Below are 21,139 nucleotides of genomic sequence, written 5' to 3'. Positions count from 1 at the left end.
AACGGAGAACGGCACCCCACCTCGACGAGAGGAAGGATGCCGTTCTCTGAACCCGGCCCGACTGATTCGGGTCGATCAGACGATCACGCCAAGCGCGTCTTCAGGTTCTCTGTCAGAGTCGCGAGGAACTCCTCGGTGGTCTGGTACGGCTGCTCAGGGCCGACCAACAGGGCGAGGTCCTTGGTCATTGCGCCAGACTCGACGGTTTTGATCACGACGTCTTCCAGCGTGTCGGCGAACGCGATGAGCTCCGCATTGCTGTCGAGTTTTCCGCGGTGGGCGAGCCCACGGGTCCACGCGTAGATCGACGCGATCGGGTTGGTGGAGGTGGGCTTGCCGGCCTGGTGCTGGCGATAGTGACGCGTGACAGTGCCGTGCGCAGCCTCTGCCTCGACGGTCTTTCCGTCTGGCGTGAACAGAACGCTCGTCATGAGGCCCAATGAACCGAAGCCCTGTGCCACGGTGTCGCTCTGCACATCGCCGTCGTAGTTCTTGGCTGCCCAGACGTAGCCACCCTCCCACTTGAGAGCGGCGGCGACCATGTCATCGATCAACCGGTGCTCGTAGGTGATTCCGGCCTCGGCAAAGGCCGCTGCGAACTCCTCGTCGAAAACCTCCTGGAAGAGATCCTTGAACCGGCCGTCGTAGGCCTTCAGGATCGTGTTCTTGGTCGACAGGTACACAGGATACTTGCGGTTCAGGCCGTAGCTCAATGACGCGCGGGCGAAGTCACGGATCGAGTCATCCAGGTTGTACATCGCCATGGCGACACCAGACCCGGGAGACTGGAACACCTCGAAGGACTGGGCTTCGGCATCGCTGCCTTCCTCAGGCTGGAAGGAGATGGTCAGCGTACCCTTGCCCTCGAACCGGAAGTCGGTGGCCTTGTACTGGTCGCCGAACGCGTGGCGGCCGACGATGATCGGTTTGTTCCAGCCAGGTACGAGACGGGGGATGTTCGAAATGATGATGGGCTCACGGAAGATGGTTCCACCCAGGATGTTTCGGATCGTGCCGTTCGGGCTCTTCCACATCTTCTTGAGGCCGAATTCCTCCACGCGGGCTTCATCGGGAGTGATCGTGGCGCACTTCACGCCGACGCCGTGTTTCTGAATCGCGTGGGCAGCATCGATGGTGACCTGGTCGTTGGTCTCGTCGCGGTGTTCGATGCCGAGGTCGTAGTATTCCAGGTTGATGTCGAGGTAGGGATAAATCAGCGTGTCTTTGATCGACTGCCAGATGATCCTCGTCATCTCGTCGCCATCGAGTTCGACGACCGTACCCTCTACATGAATCTTGGACATTCAAACTCCTTACCCGCATGGTCAGCCTGTGCTGACGAAACTAAGCCAAGGAACAGCCTACCCGGTTTCAGATGTATCTCGATGTCGAGACAGTTTGGCCCACGATTCCCGCAGAAACGCAGGGGCCTGCCGGGCACGTCTGGCGCGTCGATGCGCATCCCGTTAGCCTTGCACCATGAGTGACTTGAGACTTGAAGAGCTGTCTGCGACCAATATCGTCGCCGCAAACACACTGACGCTCAAGCCCGGGCAGGAACAGTTCGTGGCTCCGGTCTCGCATTCCATCGCCGAAGCGTACGTCAATCCGTCGACGGCGTGGCCCCGGGTCGTTCTCGACGGTGACGAAGTCGTCGGATTCATCATGGGCAACTTCGATCCCGACAGCCCACACGATGAATTCCGCGGCTGCATCTGGCGAATGAACGTGGCCGCAAGCGCTCAGGGTCGTGGTATTGGCCGCTTCGCCGTCGTCGCGCTGGCCGAGGAGGCGCGCTCGAGGGGATTCGACAGGCTGACCGTCATGTTCGAGCCCGGCGAAGACGGCCCGGAGGCGTTCTTTCTCGCCGTAGGCTTCGAACCGATCGGCGAGACCCAGTTCGGCGAGACCATCGCCGCCCTCACGCTGTAACAGTCGTTCGCTCAAACGCTTCAGCTACGCTGTGGCAGAGTGACGCTGCACTACGAAGCGCCACTGGACCCCCTCTCACCACTTAGACAATCGACGGAGAAGCTGTGAAGCGTCGTATTCTCATCGCCGCGCCGATCCTTGCAGTGAGCGCACTCCTGCTCTCTGCGTGCTCGGTGGCGCAGGTCGTCGCGCCACCATTTGCCGGCGCGATCTATGCCACTCCGGCCGATGCCTCCGGTGCACCCTCGAACGTGGCGCTGCCCGACTGGGTGCCGGCTGATGCCACCCTGATCCGGATCAAGACGGACGAGACCAAGCACGCGAGCATCATGACCTTCACGGTGACGACGCCGGCCCCTATCGGTGAACCCTGCAGCGCGGACATGAGCGCGCAGTTGCCCCAGCTCATCGAATCGTGGTGGCCTCCCACCGTGCCTGCCGAGGGTGTCACCTGCTCGGGCGCCTGGCACATCTTCACTCCAGCGAACTACGTCTACGCCTGGACTCCCTAGTTCTCTGCCTTCGCGGGCTCAACGCACCGCTCTAGACGAGAGACTCGCGCCACGAGGCGTGCAGCTGGGAGAAGCGCCCGGTGCCCGCGATCAAGTCTGCCGGTGTGCCGTCTTCGACAATTCGACCATGTTCCATGACGAGCACACGGTCGGCGATCGCAACCGTCGAGAGCCGGTGGGCGATGATGATGGCCGTGCGGTCTGCGAGGAGCGTCTGCAGGGCATCCTGAACCAGGCGCTCACTGGGGATGTCGAGTGAAGCAGTCGCCTCGTCGAGAATCAGTACGGCAGGGTCCGCGAGGAAAGCCCTCGCAAACGAGATGAGCTGCCGCTGACCGGCTGAGACCCGTCCTCCTCGCTTGTTCACATCGGTCTCGTATCCGTTCGGCAGACCAGTGATGAAGGTGTCGGCACCGACGGCTTCAGCCGCCCGCACGATCTCGTCGCGGCTCGCACCTGGTTTTCCGATGGCGATGTTCTCTGCAACACTCCCCGAGAAGAGGTAGGCCTCCTGGGTCACCATGACGATGGCACGCCTGAGGTCTTTCGGGTGCACTTCGCGCAGGTCGATTCCGTCGAGAGCGAGGATTCCCGCTGTCGGGTCATAGAACCTCGAAATCAGCTTCGCCAGGGTCGACTTTCCGGCCCCCGTCGATCCGACCAGCGCAATGGTCTGGCCCGCGGGGATGTGCAGGGTGAACCGGGGCAGGACGACCCGCCCGGTGTCATAGGAGAACTCCACCCCGACGAAGTCGATCTCGCCCTTCGATTCCCAGAGGTCGACGGGTGAAACGGGGTCGGCCACGCTCGGCGTCTCGTCGAGCACACCCGAGATCTTCTCCAGCGCCGCGGCCGCGGACTGGTACGAATTGTAGAACATCGCCATTTCTTCCATCGGGTCGAAGAATCGGCGCGTGTACAGCACAGCAGCCAGCAGAACCCCGATGGCGACCTGCCCGTCGATGACGCGGAACGCACCCACCAGGAGCACGACAGCGACGGTGACGTTGCCGATGAGCACGAGCCCTGGATCGAAGATGCCGAAGAGCCGGATGACCCGGGCATTGGATTCCCGATATTCCTCGACGAGTCCGCCGAATTCACGCTCATTGCTCTTCTCTGTGCGAAATGCTTTGACCGCCCGGATTCCGGTCATCGTCTCGACGAATTTGACGATCAACTTGGCGCTGGCGACGCGCGTGAGACGAAACATCTTCTGCGACCGCACCTGGAACCAGCGGGTCAGAATTGCGAGCGGCAGGAGCGAGCAGACCAGGATGATGCCGCTGGTCCAGTCGAGCGAGAACAGGGCGACCCCGATGAAGAGCATGTACAGCAGGCCCTGCACCAGCTGGTTGATTCCCGAATCGAGCAGCTCGCGGATCGCGTCGAGATCGCTGGTCTGGCGCGAGATGATGCGCCCTGACGTGTAGCTCTCGTGAAATTCCAGGCTCAGCCGCTGTGTCTGCGCGAAGACCCTCTTTCTCAGATCCAGCAGGATCGACTGGGAGATTCGCGCCGTCAACACCGTGAACCACGAGATCAGCAGCGCGCCACTGACCCCCGTCAGGATGTAGGCGGCCCCGGCGAGGCCGATGGGCATCCAGTCATTCGCCAGAAGAGCTGGCAGCCCGCTGTCGATTCCGTATGCGATGAGCGCGGGACCGGCCACCTGGGCCGCGGTACTGACCACGACGACGATGAGACCCAGCAGGAGCCTCGGGCGTTCAGGGCGCAGAAGAGAACCGAGGAGGCGCAGCGACCGTTGGCGGATCTGCTGGCTCTCGACTTTCGTGAAGTCGTTGCGCTCTTCGCCGCCGACTCCGGAGATGCTCGCGGTGGCGCTCATCTGCCCTCCTCCGTGTTCGCCAGTTCGATCGACAGGTCACCCGAGGTACCGGAGGTCATGGGGAGCACCGTGGGAGCCTCGTCGAAACTTGAGATGACAAACCTGTAGTGCTCACTGCGTGCGAGCAGCTCTGAGTGAGTGCCCACGGCCGAGATCCTGCCACGCTCCAACAGCGCAACCCGATCAGCCAGGGCCACCGTCGACGGTCGGTGTGCCACGATCAGGGCCGTCGTCGTCGCCAGCACCCGTCTGAGTGCAGCCTCGACGAGTGCCTCGGTGTCGACGTCAAGCGCTGAGAGGGGGTCGTCGAGCACCAGGACGTGAGGCCGCGCGGCTATAGCTCTGGCCAGTGCCAGACGTTGGCGCTGGCCTCCGGAGAGGCTCAGCCCCTCTTCGCCGACACGCGTCTGCAGACCCAGTGGGAGATCGTAGACAAAGCTGGCCTGAGCGATCTGGATGGCCTCCGCCACGTCGGCGTCGTTGGCGTCAGGGCGCCCGAGAACGATGTTCTCCCGCACAGAGGCACTGAAGAGCGTCGCATCTTCGAATGCCATGGCGATGTTCGTGCGCAGCTCGGCACGGGTCAGCGCCCTGATATCGACACCATCGAGCAGCACGGCTCCGCCTGTCGTGTCGTAGAGCCGGGTCGTCAGTGCCGTCAGTGTGCTCTTGCCCGAACCGGTCAGGCCCACCAGCGCCATCGTCTCGCCCGACTCGATGCGCAGGTCGACGCCGTCGATGAGGTCGCGAACCTCCGCCGGGGAATCCTGGTAGCGGAAGTGCACGTTCTCGAAAGTCAACTGGCCCCGGGGGTTCGGGATGATCGTCGGTTCCTCCGGGTCGGTGATGGAGTTCTCCGAATCGAGCACGTCGAAGAATCGTGCTGTCGCCGTCTTGGCGTCGAGCGTCATCGCCAGAAAGTAGCCCATCGATTCGACGGGGAACAACAACACCGTGCCCGTGGCGAAGAATGCCACCAGCTGCCCGACCGATGATGCCCCCGTCGACGCCAGCCATACTCCGACAACGAGGCAGACCGCGAACGCCACATCGGGAATGAGCAACAACCACAACCAGATACTGGCGACCGCTTTGGCCTTCTCGATCTCGGTGCCGCGCAGTTCTTCGGCCTGGCGCTCGAACTTCTTGAGCGCGAAACCACCGCGGCCGAATGCCTTGAGCACGCGGATCCCGTGCACAGACTCCTCCACCGAGGTTGCAAGGTCCCCGACCTGGTCCTGGCTGCGCCTCGCCGCTTCGGAATAACGCCCTTCGAACACATAGCTGTACGCCAGCACCGGGATCGAGGCGACCACGAAGATCAGCCCGAGCACCCAGTTGATACTGATGAGCACGGCGAACCCGATCACAATGGTCAGTACGTTGACGACCAGGATCACGATGCCGAATGAGAGCCACCGGCGAATCAGGTTCAGGTCACTGACGGCACGGGAGAGCAATTGGCCGCTCGGCCACCGGTCGTGAAACGACACCGGGAGATCCTGCAGGTGCGAATAGAGGCTGTTCCGCATGCTCGCCTCGACGTGGGTACCCGGAGTGAGCACGAGCACCCGGCGCAGGGCGATCAGAACCGCCTCCAACACACCGAGGCCGAGAATCAACAACACGACCGGCCAGATCTCTGAGGGATCACCGTCGGAGAGTGGCCCATCGATCAGAACCTGCAGCACCTGCGGAATGACGAGTGCCACGATGCTTGCCGTCAGCGACACGACCATGGCCGTGTAGATGCGCGGCATGGCGGGCCGTGCGTACTCGTGGAGTCTCAGGAGGGTGCGGAAAGTCGACTGTCCTTGTGAGGCAGGCATGAACGGGTTGTCCTCGGTGTGGTGTGGTGGTGACGACAGGCTGCTTCGCCATTGTGGGGCGCAGAGGATTCTGGGCAGCCTTGCAGGCTACCTAATCTTCTGGCCTCCTGCAAGCTCACCGTCGGCTCACGCTCGCGGGCTTCGCCGCTTTCCGAGGTGGGTCGCGTCAGCGAACTCGCACCGAAAGGCAGGTCACGCAGCCCTCCAGCTTCTCGTACTCGCTGATGTCGACGGAGATGACCCGATAGCCGAGGTTCTCGATGAGCTCAGCACTCTTCGGCGCCGAAGCCGACATCAGCACGGTGTCTTCCGAGAGCTTCACGACGTGCGCGCCGCCCTCCTCCGGCATACTCAGGAAGCGGTCGAAGATCTGCGGGTCATCCACCAGCGGAAGGTAGCCGATCACCGTGCCGTCAGGCAGGGCCGTCACCGCGCTCTTCAGGTGCAGCACTTTGGTCAGCGGAACGGCGACCACCGAGTAGCCCAACGAGGCGACGATGTGGCGCAATTGGTGAATACCCTCAGCGTTGGTACGGCCGCTCCGGCCCACGTACACCGTCGTGCCGACCTTGAGCACGTCGCCGCCGTCGAGCGTGCCCGGCTGCGCTATTCTCGCGACTTTGAGGCCGAGCTCCCTGACCGTGACTTCGGCCGCGTCGGTCTCTTCGACCCGGTGCTCACTCCCCGGGCTAGTGATGACAGCGACATCACCGAAGACCACGACCGCGTCTTCGATGAACACCGAGTCTGCAAGGTGATCGGCCTGATCGACCTCGACGGTGACCCAGCCGGCACCCTCGAGCGCAGACACATACGACTGCCACTGGGTGGTGGCGAGCTCGAGGTCGATGTCGCTCTTCTCGATGTGCGTCACCTGGCCATCGGCAAGGGTGGCTGCCGGGTGCCGGATGATCGCGATCCGTTTCTCGCCCTGATCCCGCCGCACGGCTACCGTCACGCGCGCGATGCCCTCATAGACACGACGGCCGATGGTGGCGGATGCGAGAACCACGACCACGACGAAGATGAGGTTGATGCCCACCAGCGTGCCGATGAGGTAGCTCACGACATCACCGTTCAGCGGGTTGCCCTGGGTGAGCACCTGGATTCCCGTGCCGACGAAGGCACCCGCCACACCGGAGACCAGCCCTGCGGCGATCGCCAGGTACCACCTTCTGAAGGCACCGACCACCGCGAAGATGAACAGGAAGAGCAGGGTGAAAAGCGTCTGGGGAACGAAGAAAGCATTGATGACGGGGAGCGCGCCGGCTTCGAACGCCTTCGCAACGAAGAAGGCGAGCACCATCGACACATGGGCCACCGCCGCGATGACGACTGCCGTGACAAGAGAAGCGAGGATGGCCCGCCGAGTGAGAAAAGACATGTTTGTGACCCTACTCGATGCCGAATCGCCCACCGGGAGGAACTGCCCATACCTCAGTGGTAGAAGTGGCGTTCCCCGGTGATGTACATCGTGACGCCCGCCGCTCGGGCAGCCTCGAACACCTCATTGTCGCGCACCGAGCCACCCGGCTGCACGACTGCCTTCACTCGAGCATCCAACAGCACCTGGAGGCCATCGGCGAAGGGGAAGAAAGCATCGGATGCGGCGACGGAACCAGCAGCCCGAGCTCCGGCGCGACTGACGGCGAGATGGCAGGAATCGACTCGGTTGACCTGGCCCATGCCCACCCCGACAGACGCCCCATTCGAGGCGAGCAGGATGGCATTGGACTTCACCGATCGGCAGGCCTTCCAGGCGAATTCGAGGTCGCGGAGGGTCGCCTCGTCTGCCGGTTCGCCCGAGACGAGCTCCCACCCGGCCGTCGAATAGTCGACGAACGAATCCGCCTCCTGCGCGAGGAGCCCCCCGCTGATCTGCTTCAGCTCGATCGAGGGCCGTGCATAGTCGGCGGGGAGGCGAAGGATGCGGAGGTTCTTCTTGGTCTGCAGGAGCTTCAGGGCATCCGGCTCGAAATCGGGCGCGACCAGCACCTCGGTAAAGATGTCTTTGACGGCCTCTGCCATGCCCAGCGTCACCGTGCGGTTGGCGGCGATGACTCCTCCGAAGGCAGAGACAGGATCGCATTCGTGTGCACGCAGGTGCGCCGATGCAATGGGGTCGAGGGCGGTGGAGGACGCGATGGCGATGCCACACGGGTTCGCGTGTTTGATGATGGCCACAGCAGGGGCCCGGAAGTCGTAGGCTGCGCGCACAGCGGCGTCGGCGTCGACGAAGTTGTTATACGACATCTCCTTTCCGTTCAGCTGCGTGGCTTCAGCGATTCCGCGGCCGTTCGGCTCGAGGTACAGGGCGGCGGACTGGTGGGAATTCTCGCCGTACCGGAGGGTGTGTGAGAGGCTGACGCTGCGGTCGAGGACCTGTGGGAACCCCTTCTCTCCGAGGGGAGCAGTCGGGTCGAAGACGGATTCGGCCGCGAGCGCGCTGGCACCGAGCTGTTCGGCGAACCAGGTTGCCACCGCAGTGTCGTACGCGGCTGTGTGGGCGAACGCTGTCGCCGCCAGGTGGCGCCGCATCTCGAGTGTCGTGCCCCCCGTGGCGATCGCGGTCAGGATCTCCGGGTAGATGCCGGGCGACACCGCGATCGCAACGTTCGCGTGGTTCTTCGCCGAGGCTCGAACGAGGGCAGGGCCACCGATGTCGATCTGTTCGATGACATCGTCGCCCTCAGCGCCGCTCGCCACCGTCTCAGAGAACGGGTAGAGGTTGACGACGACGAGCTGGAAGGCCTGGATCTCGAGTTGCTGGAGCTGGGCGATGTGCGATTCGAGTCGGAGGTCGGCGAGGATGCCGGCGTGCACGGAGGGGTGGAGCGTCTTCACTCGACCGTCGAGGGACTCGGGGAAACCGGTGATTGAGCTCACTTCGGTGACGGCGAACCCGGCGGCTGCGATGGTCTTTGCCGTCGAACCGGTCGAGACGATCTCGACGCCCGAGGCGCTCAGCGCCGCAGCGAGTTCCACCAGGCCCGTCTTGTCGCTCACCGAGATGAGGGCGCGTTTGATCGGAATGAGGTCGCGGTGGCGAAAGAGCGAGGGATCGTGGCGTGAAGTGCTCATGAGAGGGTGGAACTCCTAGGGGAATCGGGGTGGTTCGGGGTCAGTGCGAGCCTGTTGTTCGCGATGTCGAGCACAGCCTGGACGAGCAATTCGCGTTCGACCACCTTGATGCGCTCGTGGAGGGAGTTTTCGGTGTCATCGCCCCGCACCTCGACGGCTTGCTGTACGAGCACGGGCCCGGTGTCGACACCTTCGTCGACGATATGCACCGTCACCCCGGTCTGCAGCGCACCTGCCGCCAACGCATCGCGCACAGCGTGGGCACCGGGGAAAGCTGGCAGAAGGGCGGGATGCGTGTTGATCAGGTTCGGCGAGAGGGCGGCCACCACTCGCGGCGGCAGAATCCGCATGAAACCGGCGCAGACGACGAGGTCGGGCGACCACTGTGTGATCTGAGCCAGCAGCTCGTCGCCCCAGGCGGCACGCGAGTCGAACGATGACGGGTACACGGTGAAGGCCGGCACACCGAATTCCTCGGCGAACGCGAGGCCCGAGGCATCAGTGTCGGAACCGACTGCGATCACCCGGGCAGGGTACTGGGCGTCGGTCGAAGCTTCGAGAAGGGCACGAAGGTTGGACCCACCGCCCGAAATGAGAACGACTATCGACAGCACCCACACAGTTTAGAGGCTCTGGCTAGCCGTTGGTGGCTACTGCGCCGGGCTCTGCACGGGTTCCGCTGCCCGCCGGCGTACGCCGGCGGCGACCAGGCCCGCCGATGCGGAGACTCCGCAGCTGACGAACACCCAGAGGAACACTGCCGACGGATCAGGCCCGACATCTGCCAGTCGGCCCGGACCGAGTGCGCCCCCCGACCACATCGCGAGCAGGGCCAGGAGGCCGGCAGCGACGAGCGCTGTCGCAAACCCCGTGCCGAGAGTGCGACCGATTCCGCGCACGGTCAGGGCGAAGGGCACCCCGGGCTGCGATCGCATGAAGGTTGTGATGCAGAAAGTGACGACCACCGGTATGAGGAGGGCCAGGAACCCGATCGCTGAGGAATGAGGCAGCGCCCCGAACACCGGGAGCGACGGAACAAGGCCCAGCTGGGTGCCCAGAGGCGACACCGAGGTACCGGTTCCCAGCGCGAACCCCGGTCCCAGCATCCAACTGGCAGCCCAGATGGCGAGGTTTGGCATGAACGCGATCTGCGCAATCGTGAGCGCCGCGCCTCCGGCGATGCCGGATTGCAGCGATTCGTAGAGCGAGACGACCGTCGAATAGTTCACCAGCAAGAGCAGTGCCACGGCGAGCGCTCCGACTCCGACCATCGCCACGGCGATCGCCGCCCCGCAGCGTAGTGCAGCCGCGGCGACGCTGCGAACGGCCGTCGGCAGGGCATCCAATCGCTCGCGCAAGGCCGTTCGCAGCGGGCTCTGGGTACGCGCGATGCTCTCGACCCCACCTGCGAGCAATCCCACTGCGTAGGTCGCCGGAACGAACACGACGGCCTGGCGTAGCGAAGCGACGGCCAGGTCGGAGTGAGCGCTCACGCAGATGAGACCTGCGAGCACGCCAACCGTCACTGTGCCGACCACGCCGCCGAAGAATGGATGCTCGGTGAGGCCCAGCCTCAGGCCGGAACGACGGCCGAGAAAGGCCGTCAACACGGCGAATCCGAGGGGTGCGATGCCGATCTCGAAGGGAACTGCTGCGTGGTCGAGGGCGAGTTGCGCCGCGGTACCGGCGTCGAGGGAGATGAGAACGTCAACACCGTTGCCGAGCATCCAGACGTCTGCAGCGGCTCGCCAGAAGACGAGCCAGTCGATCGAGAGCGAGAACTGCGTCGCCCAGAGAACCGTCAGCATCACGAGCGGTATGCCGATGCCCAGGGCGACGGTGAGGAGGGCGTCGAGTGCGGCCAGGAGAGCCGTGGTGGGGCGGTTCACGGGGTTGGTCGATTCATCAGTGGAAGGCGATCTTCAGAAGAATCACGAACACACCGAGAAGGCCAGTGACCAGTGCGCCGATCACTCTGCCCCACACAGGGCTGCCGCGGTCGGCGAGAGCGAGCCAGCCCAGCGCGGCGAGCAGACCGACGGGCAGAAGCAGAGAGATCGTGTACGCGGTGCTCTCGCCCAGAACGCCGAGGGCACCGAGGAGCAGGAAGAGGCACGGCAGCAGGGCGGAGTAGAGGAGCCCGGCGGCGCCGTGCAGGCTGTGGCGCACCGATTCGCTGAGCGGCAGGCCGAGTGAGGTCTTTGTGCCATAGTGGGCGATCGCCTCGGCGAAGACGTGGGCGATCCAGAAGACGATGACCGTGCCGAGAGTGGTGATGAGCACGTCTCGATCACTGGCTTCGTCTGCTGCAGTGCCGATGATGGCTGCCACGAGAAGCGTGCCGTAGATGGCCTGGGGGGTCACGATGCGGCGACGCATGCGTGTGTACCGGGAATCGTGAGTGTGCGCCCCGGCGGGTGTCGGTGTCGGTGGTGATGCCGGTGCCTGTGATGGTGCCGGTGTCGACGCCGACGCGTTCTCTGCCACGTGGAAACCTCGAATCACCTTGTCGAACCAAGAAAAGCAGCACGAGGAGCGATGCCGGTCACTCGTGCTCTGGGAGCGCGTCGTGCGACTTCGTGGCCCACCCGTGATGCACCGACTTAACCGTAACGGCCCTCCACCGTGATGGAGGGCCGTGACGTGCGGGTCGGGCAAGTCCGATCAGAAATCGGTACCCGGCTCAGAGTGCGAGGTAGATCTCCCTCAGCAGCGCGGCCGTCTCGCTCGGCGTCTTGCCGACGGTGACGCCCGCTGCTTCGAGTGCTTCCTTCTTGCCCTGGGCAGTGCCTGCGCCGTCGGAGACGATTGCACCTGCATGACCCATGGTCTTGCCCTCTGGCGCAGTGAATCCTGCGACATAGGCGACGACAGGCTTGGTCATGTTCGCTTTGATGAAGTCGGCCGCGCGCTCTTCGGCGTCACCACCGATCTCACCGATCATGACGATCGCCTTTGTCTCGGGGTCTGCCTCGAATGCGGCGAGGGCATCGATGTGGGTGGTGCCGATGATCGGGTCACCACCGATTCCGATTGCGGTCGAGAAGCCGAGGTCACGGAGCTCGAACATCATCTGGTACGTCAGGGTGCCCGACTTCGACACCAGGCCGATCGGGCCGGGGCCTGCGATGTTCGACGGGATGATCCCGGCGTTCGACTTCGATGGTGAGATGATCCCGGGGCAGTTCGGCCCGAGGATGCGGGTCTTGTTGCCCTTCTGCTGGGCGTACGACCAGAACTCGGCAGAGTCGTGGATCGGGATGCCCTCGGTGATGACGACGGCGAGCGGAATCTCTGCCTCGACAGCCTCGAGCACGGCGCTCTTGGCGAAGGCCGGCGGCACGAAGATGACGGAGACATCGGCCCCGGTCTCGGCCATGGCCTCAGCGACGCTGCCGAAGATCGGGAGCGTGTGGCCCTCGATCTCGACGGTCGTGCCGGCCTTCCGCGGGTTGACGCCGCCGACGATCTTCGAGCCCGATGCGAGCATCCGGCCGGCGTGTTTGGTTCCTTCAGAGCCGGTCAGGCCCTGGATGATGATCTTGGAGTTCTCGTCGAGAAAAATCGACATTGTTGTTCTCTTCCTGTTTCTGCGCGAGTGTGTGAAGTGGGGGTTACTTACGCAGCAGCGTGAGCGAGTTCGGCGGCCTTGTCTGCCGCTTCGTCCATGGTGTCGACGACGGTGACGAGCGGGTTGTTGGCTTCAGCCAGAATGGCGCGGCCCTCGACGACGTTGTTGCCGTCGAGGCGAACCACGAGCGGCTTGGTTGCGGAGGCACCGAGCGTTGCCAGAGCACCCACGATTCCGTTGGCCACGGCGTCACAGGCGGTGATGCCGCCGAAGACGTTGACGAACACGCTCTTGACCTGCGGGTCGTTCAGAATGACATCGAGGCCGGCGGCCATGACGGCGGCGGATGCTCCACCACCGATGTCGAGGAAGTTGGCGGGTTTGACCCCACCGTGGCGCTCACCGGCGTAGCTGACGACGTCGAGGGTCGACATGACGAGCCCTGCGCCGTTGCCGATGATGCCGACTTCGCCGTCGAGCTTGACGTAGTTGAGGTTCGACTCCTTCGCCTTCGCCTCGAGCGGGTCAACTGCACCCTGGTCGACGAGGGCCTCGTGGTTCGGGTGACGGAACTCGGCGTTCTCGTCGAGCGTGACCTTGCCGTCGAGGGCGATGACGTCGCCTTCTTCAGTGAGCACGAGCGGGTTCACCTCGACCAGTGTTGCGTCTTCGCCCTTGAACACATTCCAGAGCTTTGCAAGCACGGGGGCGACCTTGACGACGAGTTCGTCGGAGAAGCCTGCCCTCGTGGCGATGTCGGTCGCAACGTCTTCATTGATGCCGATAACGGGATCGACGTCGATCTTCGCGAGCGCCTCGGGGCGCTCGACGGCGAGTTGTTCGATCTCCATGCCACCTTCGACGCTGGTCATGGAGAGGAAGGTGCGGTTCGAGCGGTCGAGGAGAATCGAGAAGTAGAACTCCTGGGCAATGCGGGCACCACCGGCGACCATGACGCGCTTGACGACGTGGCCCTTGATGTCGAGCCCGAGAATCGCCTTCGCGGCTGCCTCAGCTTCGTCTGGCGACTTCGCGACCTTGACGCCCCCAGCCTTTCCGCGGCCTCCGACCTTGACCTGGGCCTTCACCACGGTGACACCGCCGAGCTTCTCCGCTGCCGCACGCACCTCTTCAGGCGTGTCGGCGATGATGCCCGGAAGAACCGGAACGCCATAGCTCTCGAACAGGTCTCGTGCCTGATATTCAAATAGATCCACGCTTGTACATCCCATCCGCGTGCACTCAGCGGGCACGCGTTGCCTGGTTTCTGATAGAAAACGGTAGCCGGATGTCGCGACGCTCCATGTCTCTCGAGATCGAGACATCTAGACCGTTTCAAAGCCTACCCCTCCACAATGCGCCAGTTTGGCCGACCGTGCACAAATTCACGGTTCCACAGCCGCCGCACCGATGCCTGGAATGAATCTGGTTCCATGAAACGAACCCTTCGCATCTCTCTGGCTCTTCTCGCAGCCCTTCTGGTTTCTGCGGGCATTCTTCTTCTTGCTCCTTCTGCGTGGGCGGTCCGCGCGACCAGCCATGGAGTGGGCTACCTCTCCGCGCGTGACGGCCGATCGTGGCTCGGCACACATCGGCTCGGCGACAACAACCTCGGGCTCTGTCTGGAGGTGACGAAGCGGCCGCCGGAGGGCTCCGAGCTGACCTACATCGAAGGTGATCGTGTCGGGCTGCGAGACGCAGACCTCACCGCCCGGCTCGCGTTCATCGCCCGGGAGTTCGTGACCACGACCGATCCGGACTGGGCCGCGGGGGCACAACTCGCGACGTGGAATCTCACCGGCCTCGGCGGCCACCCCTCATCGTGGTACGCCCAGCGCGCGAACGAGCATGCGCTGACCGTGTCGATCATTGCGGACCAGATCAGGGACCGGATGAACGGCAGCTCAGGAGCGTCGCGATCTGTGTCGGCTTCGGTGACCCTGTCGGCGCTTGATGCAACACCCCTCACTGTGCGGAGCGAATTGAGCGTGGATTTCGTCGGCACCGGTCGTTCGCAGCTTCCCCCGGGAAGACACGGCGGCACCCTGCATCTCACGGGAGCCGCCTTCACAGACGGGTCGACGACCCGCGCGATCGAGAACGGCGTGGACTACGCCATAATCCCGACCGCTGGAAACTCCACGGCCGACGTTTCTGCCGTTGTCGACTACACCAACCTGCCCTACGGCAACTCGATCTGGGTGGCCACGGGTGGAAAAGATGTCCAAACGCTGCTGGTCCCCCCGGCCGCGCTTGCGACCGCACATGCCACTACCCACGAAAGCGGTATCTCGCCCCTCCCCTTCGCTCCGGCCGTGCAGACCCAGGCAAGCTCTCCTGAGGCCACCACCGGCGCAAAGCTGAGCGACACCCTCGAACTGGGTGTGCGTGAGCCGCTGCAGCAGATTTCGAGCGCGGAATCCGTGGTCCAGCAGTGGGGCCGCTACACCGCACCCGATGGCTCCCAGCAGCCTGTCCCCGTGACGATCGACAGCACTCTCCTGGGGCCCCTGGCTGAAGCGCCGACCGAGAGCCCATCCGTTCCGGCAGATACGCCGGTGGCCTGCACGGTGCACACTCTGGCGTCACGAGGTCCTGGTCGGTACCAGACACCCGAGTGTGCACTCCCGTCACCGGGGTTCTACGTCTGGGTCGAGTCGATCGACCCGAAGAAGACGCCTCCAGAGCTCGGCGGCGACCGCATCCAGCCCTGGGTGTCTTCATTCGGCATCGTGAGCGAGGTGACGCAGGTTGCGGCGCCCATACCCAGTCCGACTCCACCCGCAATTGTGATCCCGCCGACCAGCCCCTCCGGCTCGCCCCCGCCGGCTCCGATGCCTCCTGTCGACAGGGCGACAGGTTCTCCCCCTGCATCCGATCGTCTGGCCAGTACGGGCAGGTCGGTGGCCGACGTGACGGGCGAGACCGGTCTGGCACTCCTGACGGCGGCTGGTGCGCTGACACTCGGAGCAGGATCCATGATCGCGACCCGCGTAGTCTCGAGCCATGAGCGTGTTCACCGACGTCGCCGCTGAGGGAATCCTGCTGGCCGGGGGCGGGCGGGCGATCCTCCTGCAGATTGCCGACTCGGCCGTCGGTGCCGGGGTTGCCCGGCACAGCGACTTCGCAAACCGTCCCCTCGACAGACTCACCAACACAGTGACGTACGCGTACGCGACCGTGTTCGCAACCGATGCCGAACGGGCTGCAATCGTCGAAAAGGTGAACCGTGCGCATCGCCCCGTCGTGTCGGCTGGAGACGCAACCACGCCGGCGTACAGCGCGTTCGATCCGGCCTCACAGCTCTGGGTCGCCGCAACCCTCTACGAAAGCGCGCTCGGCGTGTACGAACGAGTTTTCGGGCCGCTGTGCCCCGAGCTGGCGGAGAGCGTCTACCAGCAGTACAGCGTTCTCGGCACGGCTCTGCAGGTTCGCCGGAGCAGTTGGCCGACAGATCTCGCAGCGTTTCGCCGGTACTGGAATGACGCCGTCAGCGCGCTCGTGGTCTCAGACGACGCACGGCGGGTGGCTCATGACCTGCTTCACCCGAGGGTGGCACCGATCTGGCTCAGGGCAGTTATGCCTGTTGTGCGCCTGTTCACCATCGGACTGCTACCCGCGGAGCTGAGAGTAGCGTTCAGATTGCCGTGGAATCGGTGGGCCGAGCGCCGGTTCGCCCTGGTCTTCGGGGCGGTGGCTCTCGTCTACCGCGCCCTGCCGCGAAACGTGCGCAGCCTGCCGATGCGCCACTATCTGTCACGAATGCGATCAGGTATGGTGAAGACGAACTGACCCGACTCAGATCTTCTCGATCGGTGCGATCTTGATCAACAACTTCTTCGAGCCCGCCGCGTCGAACTGCACGTGTGCCACCCGCTTGGTTCCCTCGCCTGTCACGGCGTTCACCCGGCCCTCGCCGAAATCGGTGTGCCGGATCCTGTCTCCGGGCTCAAGCTCGAGGTCTCCGTTGTCGCGCACCTGGGCGGTGACCCGGTTGGGCCACTCCGCTTTGACCCTCGGCAGGGCCCGGTCGGTGAACGACAGGGAGTCGCTCGCCCGTGACGGGGTGCGCGAGGCGAAACCGCCGCCGCTGGAGCGATTCGCATTCAGGGCCCTGGGCTGGGTTCCGCCCCGCGAGGTCGCCATTCCCGGGGACTGCCGCCAGTCGATGAGTTCGGCAGGAATCTCCTGCAGGTAGCGGCTCGGCATCGCTACCGCAGTCTCCCCGTACTGGGCCCGTGTCATCGCCAGCGAGAGATAGAGGCGCTTTCGCGCCCGGGTGATTCCCACGTAGAAGAGCCTGCGCTCCTCTGCGGGCCCGCCGGGTTCTGACGCAGACATGCGGTGAGGCAGCAGATCCTCTTCGACGCCGGTGAGAAAGACCGCCTCGTACTCGAGGCCCTTCGCTGTGTGCAGGGTCATCAACGACACCGTTCCACTGGTGTCATCCAGCTCGTCGGCAGCCGCGACCAGCGACACCTCGGTGAGAAAGTCGACGAGAGAGCCGCCAGGGTTGTTCTTCTGGAATTCCTTCGTCACCGCAACGAGTTCCTCGACGTTCTCTGCGCGGGCCTCGTCCTGCGGGTCGCGGCCCGCGCGAAGCGCCACCACGTAACCGCTGCGGTCGAGAAGAAGGGTCAGAATCTCTGCCACGGTCACCGGGCCGGCATTGCGCTCAGGGTCGATCATCTCTGTGGCTTCATCGAGCAGTGTGGCGAGGTCGAGAATCGCCTGCGTCACTTTCGGGCCGAGACCGAGCTCGGTCGAACGCCGCATGGCGTCCCGGTAGCTGACCTCGTTCGACTCTGCAAAGAAACCCAGTGCGGTCTCGGTCGCGGGGCCTATTCCCCGCTTCGGAGTGTTCAGTATTCGTCGCAGGGCAAGAGCGTCCCGAGGGTTGGCGACCGCGATGAGATACGCCAGCACATCTTTGATCTCAGCGCGCTCGTAGAAGCGCGTGCCGCCGAGCACCCGGTACGGCACGGCCGAGCGGATGAAGATCTCTTCGAGTGCCCTCGTCTGGGCGTTCGTGCGGTAGAACACGGCGACGTCTTTGTACGGCGTACCAGAGTCGTGCAGCTTGGCTATCTCGTCAGCGACGAACTGGGCCTCGTCGTGCCCGCTGTACCCGGTGAAGCCCGTGATCTTCTCGCCGTCGCCGACGTCGGTCCAGAGTTTTTTGTCTTTGCGGTCGAAGTTGTTCGAGATGACCGCGTTCGCTGCGGTGAGGATGTTCTGGGTCGACCGGTAGTTCTGTTCGAGCAGAACGGTCTTCGCCCCCGGGAAGTCACGCTCGAACTCCACGATGTTGCGGATGTCTGCGCCACGGAACGCATAGATGGACTGGTCGGAGTCGCCGACCACCGTGAGCGAAGCGCCGGGCAGGCCCGCCGACCGCTCGTCGAAGCCGGTTCCCTCGGTGACCGGGCGGGTCAGCTCGCGGATCAGCGCGTACTGGGCATGGTTGGTGTCCTGGTACTCATCGACGAGAATGTGCCTGAACCGGCGCCGGTAGTGTTCAGCGACATTCGGGAACGCCCGGAACAGATAGACGGTCTGCCCGATCAGATCGTCGAAGTCGAACGCATTGGCCGCGTTCAGGCTGCGGGTGTACTGCCGGAAGATCTCGACGAAGAGTTCTTCCTGCGGGTCGTTGAAGTTCGCCGTTCGCGCATAACTGTCAGCGTCGGCGAGTTCGTTCTTGAGCTTGGAGATCTTGCCGGCCACGCCAGCAACGGTGAAACCATAGGTGTCTGCCTGCAGGTCTTTGATGATCCGTTTGATGAGCGTGCGGGAATCGTGGGAGTCGTAGATCGTGAAACTCTTCGTGAATCCGAAGTTCTCTGCCTCGCGCCGGAGAATGCGAACACACGCCGAGTGGAATGTCGAGATCCACATTCCCTCTGCCGTCTGGCCGAGAAGCGCACCCACCCGCTCCCGCATCTCGGCAGCAGCCTTGTTCGTGAACGTAATGGCAAGAATCTGGCTCGGCCAGGCTTCGCGGGTTCCGATCAGGCTTGCGATGCGCCTGGTGAGAACGCTCGTCTTGCCCGAACCCGCTCCGGCGACGATCAGGAGTGCTGGACCCCGGTATTCGACGGCGATGCGCTGCTGGGGGTTGAGCCCGGCCAGCAAAGGGTCTTCGTATCCGCCTGAAGGGCCGCCATGGGCCGTAGAGAGATCGTCGACGATGAGCGGTACCGAACTCATGCCGCCCGATGGGATAGATGGGCTCTGGCGGTCTGCGAAGTCGGGGTTCATGTCGCTGCCAAGTTTAGACGCGAGCGCTGACACCCTGGCGGGAACTGATCAGCGCGGGCGTGCGGTCCTGGCTGACACGGCCAGGTCAGGATGATCGGCGAAGACACCGTCGACACCCGCCGCCAGAATCGCCTCGAACTCTCCTGCCCAGTCACCGAACGCTGTTGGCTCGGCGCCCGCCCGGAAAGTTTCTGAGAGGAACATGTTCTCCGGCCTCAGCGTCCAGGTGTACACAGCCAGTCGTTGGTGATGCGCCTCCTGCACCAACCGGCGGCCGTCGTCCGACAGCACCACCTGCTTCGGCACACTGATTCCGTCGATGCTCTGGTCATCGGCGAGTTGGCGCAGTCCCTCCATCGTGAGGTAGGAGGCGTACTCCGGCGCCTCATCCCCCGCCGCGGCGAGAAGGTCAGGAGGTGATCCCTCCGCTTCGATCAGCAGCACACGGGAGCACTGGGCCCCGCTCGATCGCAGCTCGGCCAGACACGTGGGTTCGAAACTCTCGACGATGAGCCGGCCCTGCGAGTCGCCCCAGCCGGCGTTCCGAACCTCGTCGGCGAAGAGTTGGGCGAGTGAGAACCCCAGCCCCGAGAAGTACGAGGAATGTTTGAGTTCGGCGACGATTCCGAGCGGCCGCTGCGAGGCATCCCCTGCCTCATCGACGAGAGAGAAAAGGTCGGCGAGGCGCAGAATGCCGAATTGCCCGTCGAACTGCGCGCTCTGCGGTCGCAGTCCGGGCAGCCGTTCGGTGCACCGCAGCGTGCTGAGCTCGGCCCAGCTCAGGTCTTCGGTGAACCACCCGTCATAGACGACGCCATCGACGACTTTGCTGGTCAGCAGGTGAGCGAATTCCGGATGCTCGGCCACATCGGTCGTCCCTGAAATCTCATTCTCGTGGCGCAGCACCAACTGCCCGTCTCTCGTCACGACGATGTCGGGCTCCACGAAGTCCGCGCCCAGATCGAACGCGAGGAGGTAGGCGGCAGCGGAATGCTCCGGCCGATAGCCGCAGGCGCCGCGGTGGCCGATCACCAGCGGATAGGGAAATCCCAGACGTTCGCTCACGTCTCCACGATAGGACTCCTGTGGTTCGAGGTCCATGGCTGGGGTGGGTCCGTCATCCGTGAGAGACCGCACCCAGGAGGGCTTTGTCTGTGAGAACTTCCAGCAAACAGTGCCGGAGTACAGCTAGATTTGAAGGGATCCGACCGACGTCGGCACGCACACTCCAGACACGAGGAATCGATGGCTTCCAACAACCCGGCGTTCTCACGGAACCCCGTCTTCAACGGCAAGGCCCCGGCTACCCCGACTCCCACCATCACTGCGGCAGGGTTGGAGAAGATGTACGACGCGCCTGCTGCGACAGCCGCCCAGACCGGGCGCCTGAGTTACGACGACGTCATCATCAAGACCGCACTGAACTTCGTCGTGCTCGTCGCGTTCGCCGCGGTCGGGTGGAACGTTCCCGTACTGGCGTTGCCCGCAGCCCTTCTGGGTTTCGGCCTGGCCATGGTCAACATCTTCAAGAAGCAGCCGTCACCCCCGCTGATCCTCCTGTACTCGGCGCTTCAGGGCCTCTTCATCGGCGCGATCTCCGGCGTCTTCGAGGCACGGTACCCGGGTGTCGTCATCCAGGCTGTGTTGGCGACCATCTGCGTCTTCGCGGTGACCCTCGTGCTGTTCGCCTTCGGCAAGATCCGCGCGTCGAAGCGGGCCACCAAGATCTTCCTGATCGCCATGGTGGGGTACATCGTCTTCTCGCTGCTCAACGTCGTTCTGATGCTCACCGGTGTCAACAGCAACGCCTTCGGGCTCAGCGGCTCGGTGACCCTGCTCGGCATTCCGCTCGGCGTGATCCTCGGCGTGTTCGTGACGATTCTCGCCGCGTACTCGCTGGTGCTCGACTTCGACCAGATCCAGCGCGGAGTAAAGGCCGGTGCCCCCCGCAACCAGGCGTGGTCTGCGGCCTTCGGCCTCGTCATGACTGTCGTGTGGCTGTACCTCGAACTGCTGCGCATGTTCGCCATCGCGCGCAACTAGTCCACTGGTCGATTGACCATCCGACCGTCGCCGGTTGAGTAGGAGCCGCCAGGCTTTATCG

17 protein-coding genes are annotated in these 21,139 nt (G+C 64.0%); 5 read left to right on the top strand and 12 right to left on the bottom strand.

From position 1 onward, the window contains the following. Positions 1–83: 83 nt before the first annotated feature. Positions 84–1,304, bottom strand: a complete 1,221-nt coding sequence (locus JOE66_RS05260; protein ID WP_205107408.1) for an NADP-dependent isocitrate dehydrogenase — start codon at positions 1,302–1,304, stop codon at positions 84–86. A 175-nt stretch (positions 1,305–1,479) separates the two neighbouring features. Between JOE66_RS05260 and JOE66_RS05255 the strand changes: the two genes are divergently transcribed. Continuing rightward, the gene (locus tag JOE66_RS05255; RefSeq protein ID WP_205107406.1) at positions 1,480–1,932 is read left to right on the top strand and encodes a GNAT family N-acetyltransferase; all 453 of its coding nucleotides are present in this window, start codon (positions 1,480–1,482) and stop codon (positions 1,930–1,932) included. Between the two features lie 104 nt (positions 1,933–2,036). After that, positions 2,037–2,444, top strand: coding sequence for a hypothetical protein (locus tag JOE66_RS05250; protein WP_205107403.1), 408 nt, complete (start codon positions 2,037–2,039; stop codon positions 2,442–2,444). A 31-nt stretch (positions 2,445–2,475) separates the two neighbouring features. Here JOE66_RS05250 and JOE66_RS05245 read toward each other — a convergent pair whose 3' ends face one another. The 9 genes from JOE66_RS05245 to sucC form a co-directional block, all read right to left on the bottom strand. Further along, a complete protein-coding gene (locus tag JOE66_RS05245; protein ID WP_205107401.1) occupies positions 2,476–4,293 on the bottom strand; it encodes an ABC transporter ATP-binding protein in 1,818 nt (605 codons plus the stop codon). Beyond that, positions 4,290–6,122: an ABC transporter ATP-binding protein gene (locus tag JOE66_RS05240; protein ID WP_205107398.1), complete on the bottom strand. Its 1,833-nt coding sequence runs from the start codon at positions 6,120–6,122 to the stop codon at positions 4,290–4,292. Before JOE66_RS05240 ends, JOE66_RS05245 begins: the two co-directional genes overlap by 4 nt. A 166-nt stretch (positions 6,123–6,288) precedes the next feature. After that, positions 6,289–7,506, bottom strand: a complete 1,218-nt coding sequence (ddaH, locus tag JOE66_RS05235) for a dimethylargininase (protein WP_205107396.1) — start codon at positions 7,504–7,506, stop codon at positions 6,289–6,291. Positions 7,507–7,559: 53 nt separating this feature from the next. After that, positions 7,560–9,203, bottom strand: a complete 1,644-nt coding sequence (purH, locus tag JOE66_RS05230; protein WP_205107394.1) for a bifunctional phosphoribosylaminoimidazolecarboxamide formyltransferase/IMP cyclohydrolase — start codon at positions 9,201–9,203, stop codon at positions 7,560–7,562. Further along, positions 9,200–9,817, bottom strand: a complete 618-nt coding sequence (purN, locus tag JOE66_RS05225; RefSeq protein ID WP_205107392.1) for a phosphoribosylglycinamide formyltransferase — start codon at positions 9,815–9,817, stop codon at positions 9,200–9,202. Before purN ends, purH begins: the two co-directional genes overlap by 4 nt. Positions 9,818–9,853: 36 nt before the next feature. After that, positions 9,854–11,092: a cell division protein PerM gene (locus tag JOE66_RS05220; protein ID WP_205107390.1), complete on the bottom strand. Its 1,239-nt coding sequence runs from the start codon at positions 11,090–11,092 to the stop codon at positions 9,854–9,856. A gap of 16 nt (positions 11,093–11,108) precedes the next feature. Beyond that, positions 11,109–11,690, bottom strand: coding sequence for a hypothetical protein (locus JOE66_RS05215; protein WP_205107388.1), 582 nt, complete (start codon positions 11,688–11,690; stop codon positions 11,109–11,111). Positions 11,691–11,886: 196 nt separating this feature from the next. Beyond that, on the bottom strand, positions 11,887–12,774 hold the full coding sequence (gene sucD / locus JOE66_RS05210; RefSeq protein WP_205107386.1) for a succinate--CoA ligase subunit alpha: 888 nt from the start codon (positions 12,772–12,774) through the stop codon (positions 11,887–11,889). A gap of 47 nt (positions 12,775–12,821) precedes the next feature. Then, the gene (sucC, locus tag JOE66_RS05205) at positions 12,822–13,991 is read right to left on the bottom strand and encodes an ADP-forming succinate--CoA ligase subunit beta (RefSeq protein ID WP_205107384.1); all 1,170 of its coding nucleotides are present in this window, start codon (positions 13,989–13,991) and stop codon (positions 12,822–12,824) included. A 216-nt stretch (positions 13,992–14,207) separates the two neighbouring features. Between sucC and JOE66_RS05200 the strand changes: the two genes are divergently transcribed. Continuing rightward, on the top strand, positions 14,208–15,809 hold the full coding sequence (locus JOE66_RS05200; RefSeq protein WP_205107382.1) for a hypothetical protein: 1,602 nt from the start codon (positions 14,208–14,210) through the stop codon (positions 15,807–15,809). Next, entirely contained in the window at positions 15,781–16,566 is a 786-nt protein-coding gene (locus tag JOE66_RS05195; RefSeq protein WP_205107380.1) for an oxygenase MpaB family protein, read from the top strand. Before JOE66_RS05200 ends, JOE66_RS05195 begins: the two co-directional genes overlap by 29 nt. 6 nt (positions 16,567–16,572) lie before the next feature. On the opposite strand, the gene JOE66_RS05190 is transcribed toward JOE66_RS05195, so the two are convergent. Together JOE66_RS05190 and JOE66_RS05185 are read right to left on the bottom strand one after the other, a co-directional pair. Further along, positions 16,573–18,984, bottom strand: a complete 2,412-nt coding sequence (locus tag JOE66_RS05190) for an ATP-dependent helicase (RefSeq protein WP_205111651.1) — start codon at positions 18,982–18,984, stop codon at positions 16,573–16,575. 99 nt (positions 18,985–19,083) lie between these two features. Then, the gene (locus tag JOE66_RS05185) at positions 19,084–20,100 is read right to left on the bottom strand and encodes a glycerophosphodiester phosphodiesterase family protein (protein WP_307827060.1); all 1,017 of its coding nucleotides are present in this window, start codon (positions 20,098–20,100) and stop codon (positions 19,084–19,086) included. A 180-nt stretch (positions 20,101–20,280) separates the two neighbouring features. Here JOE66_RS05185 and JOE66_RS05180 point away from each other — a divergent pair, with 180 nt between their 5' ends. Further along, positions 20,281–21,078, top strand: coding sequence for a Bax inhibitor-1/YccA family protein (locus tag JOE66_RS05180; RefSeq protein WP_205107375.1), 798 nt, complete (start codon positions 20,281–20,283; stop codon positions 21,076–21,078). Positions 21,079–21,139: the final 61 nt, after the last annotated feature.

Source organism: Subtercola frigoramans, from assembly GCF_016907385.1.
GTDB classification, from domain to species: Bacteria; Actinomycetota; Actinomycetes; order Actinomycetales; family Microbacteriaceae; genus Subtercola; species Subtercola frigoramans.
This window is presented reverse-complemented; position numbering and strand designations above follow the sequence as displayed.

Bases quoted from the DNA above. Each gene is read 5' to 3' on its own strand.
- purH (WP_205107394.1), bottom strand. From the start codon at position 9,203: ATGAGCACTTCACGCCACGATCCCTCGCTCTTTCGCCACCGCGACCTC.
- sucD (WP_205107386.1), bottom strand. From the start codon at position 12,774: ATGTCGATTTTTCTCGACGAGAACTCCAAGATCATCATCCAGGGCCTG.
- JOE66_RS05245 (WP_205107401.1), bottom strand. From the start codon at position 4,293: ATGAGCGCCACCGCGAGCATCTCCGGAGTCGGCGGCGAAGAGCGCAAC.
- JOE66_RS05195 (WP_205107380.1), top strand. From the start codon at position 15,781: ATGAGCGTGTTCACCGACGTCGCCGCTGAGGGAATCCTGCTGGCCGGG.
- ddaH (WP_205107396.1), bottom strand. From the start codon at position 7,506: ATGTCTTTTCTCACTCGGCGGGCCATCCTCGCTTCTCTTGTCACGGCA.
- JOE66_RS05180 (WP_205107375.1), top strand. From the start codon at position 20,281: ATGGCTTCCAACAACCCGGCGTTCTCACGGAACCCCGTCTTCAACGGC.
- JOE66_RS05200 (WP_205107382.1), top strand. From the start codon at position 14,208: ATGAAACGAACCCTTCGCATCTCTCTGGCTCTTCTCGCAGCCCTTCTG.
- JOE66_RS05190 (WP_205111651.1), bottom strand. From the start codon at position 18,984: ATGAGTTCGGTACCGCTCATCGTCGACGATCTCTCTACGGCCCATGGC.
- JOE66_RS05255 (WP_205107406.1), top strand. From the start codon at position 1,480: ATGAGTGACTTGAGACTTGAAGAGCTGTCTGCGACCAATATCGTCGCC.
- JOE66_RS05240 (WP_205107398.1), bottom strand. From the start codon at position 6,122: ATGCCTGCCTCACAAGGACAGTCGACTTTCCGCACCCTCCTGAGACTC.
- JOE66_RS05260 (WP_205107408.1), bottom strand. From the start codon at position 1,304: ATGTCCAAGATTCATGTAGAGGGTACGGTCGTCGAACTCGATGGCGAC.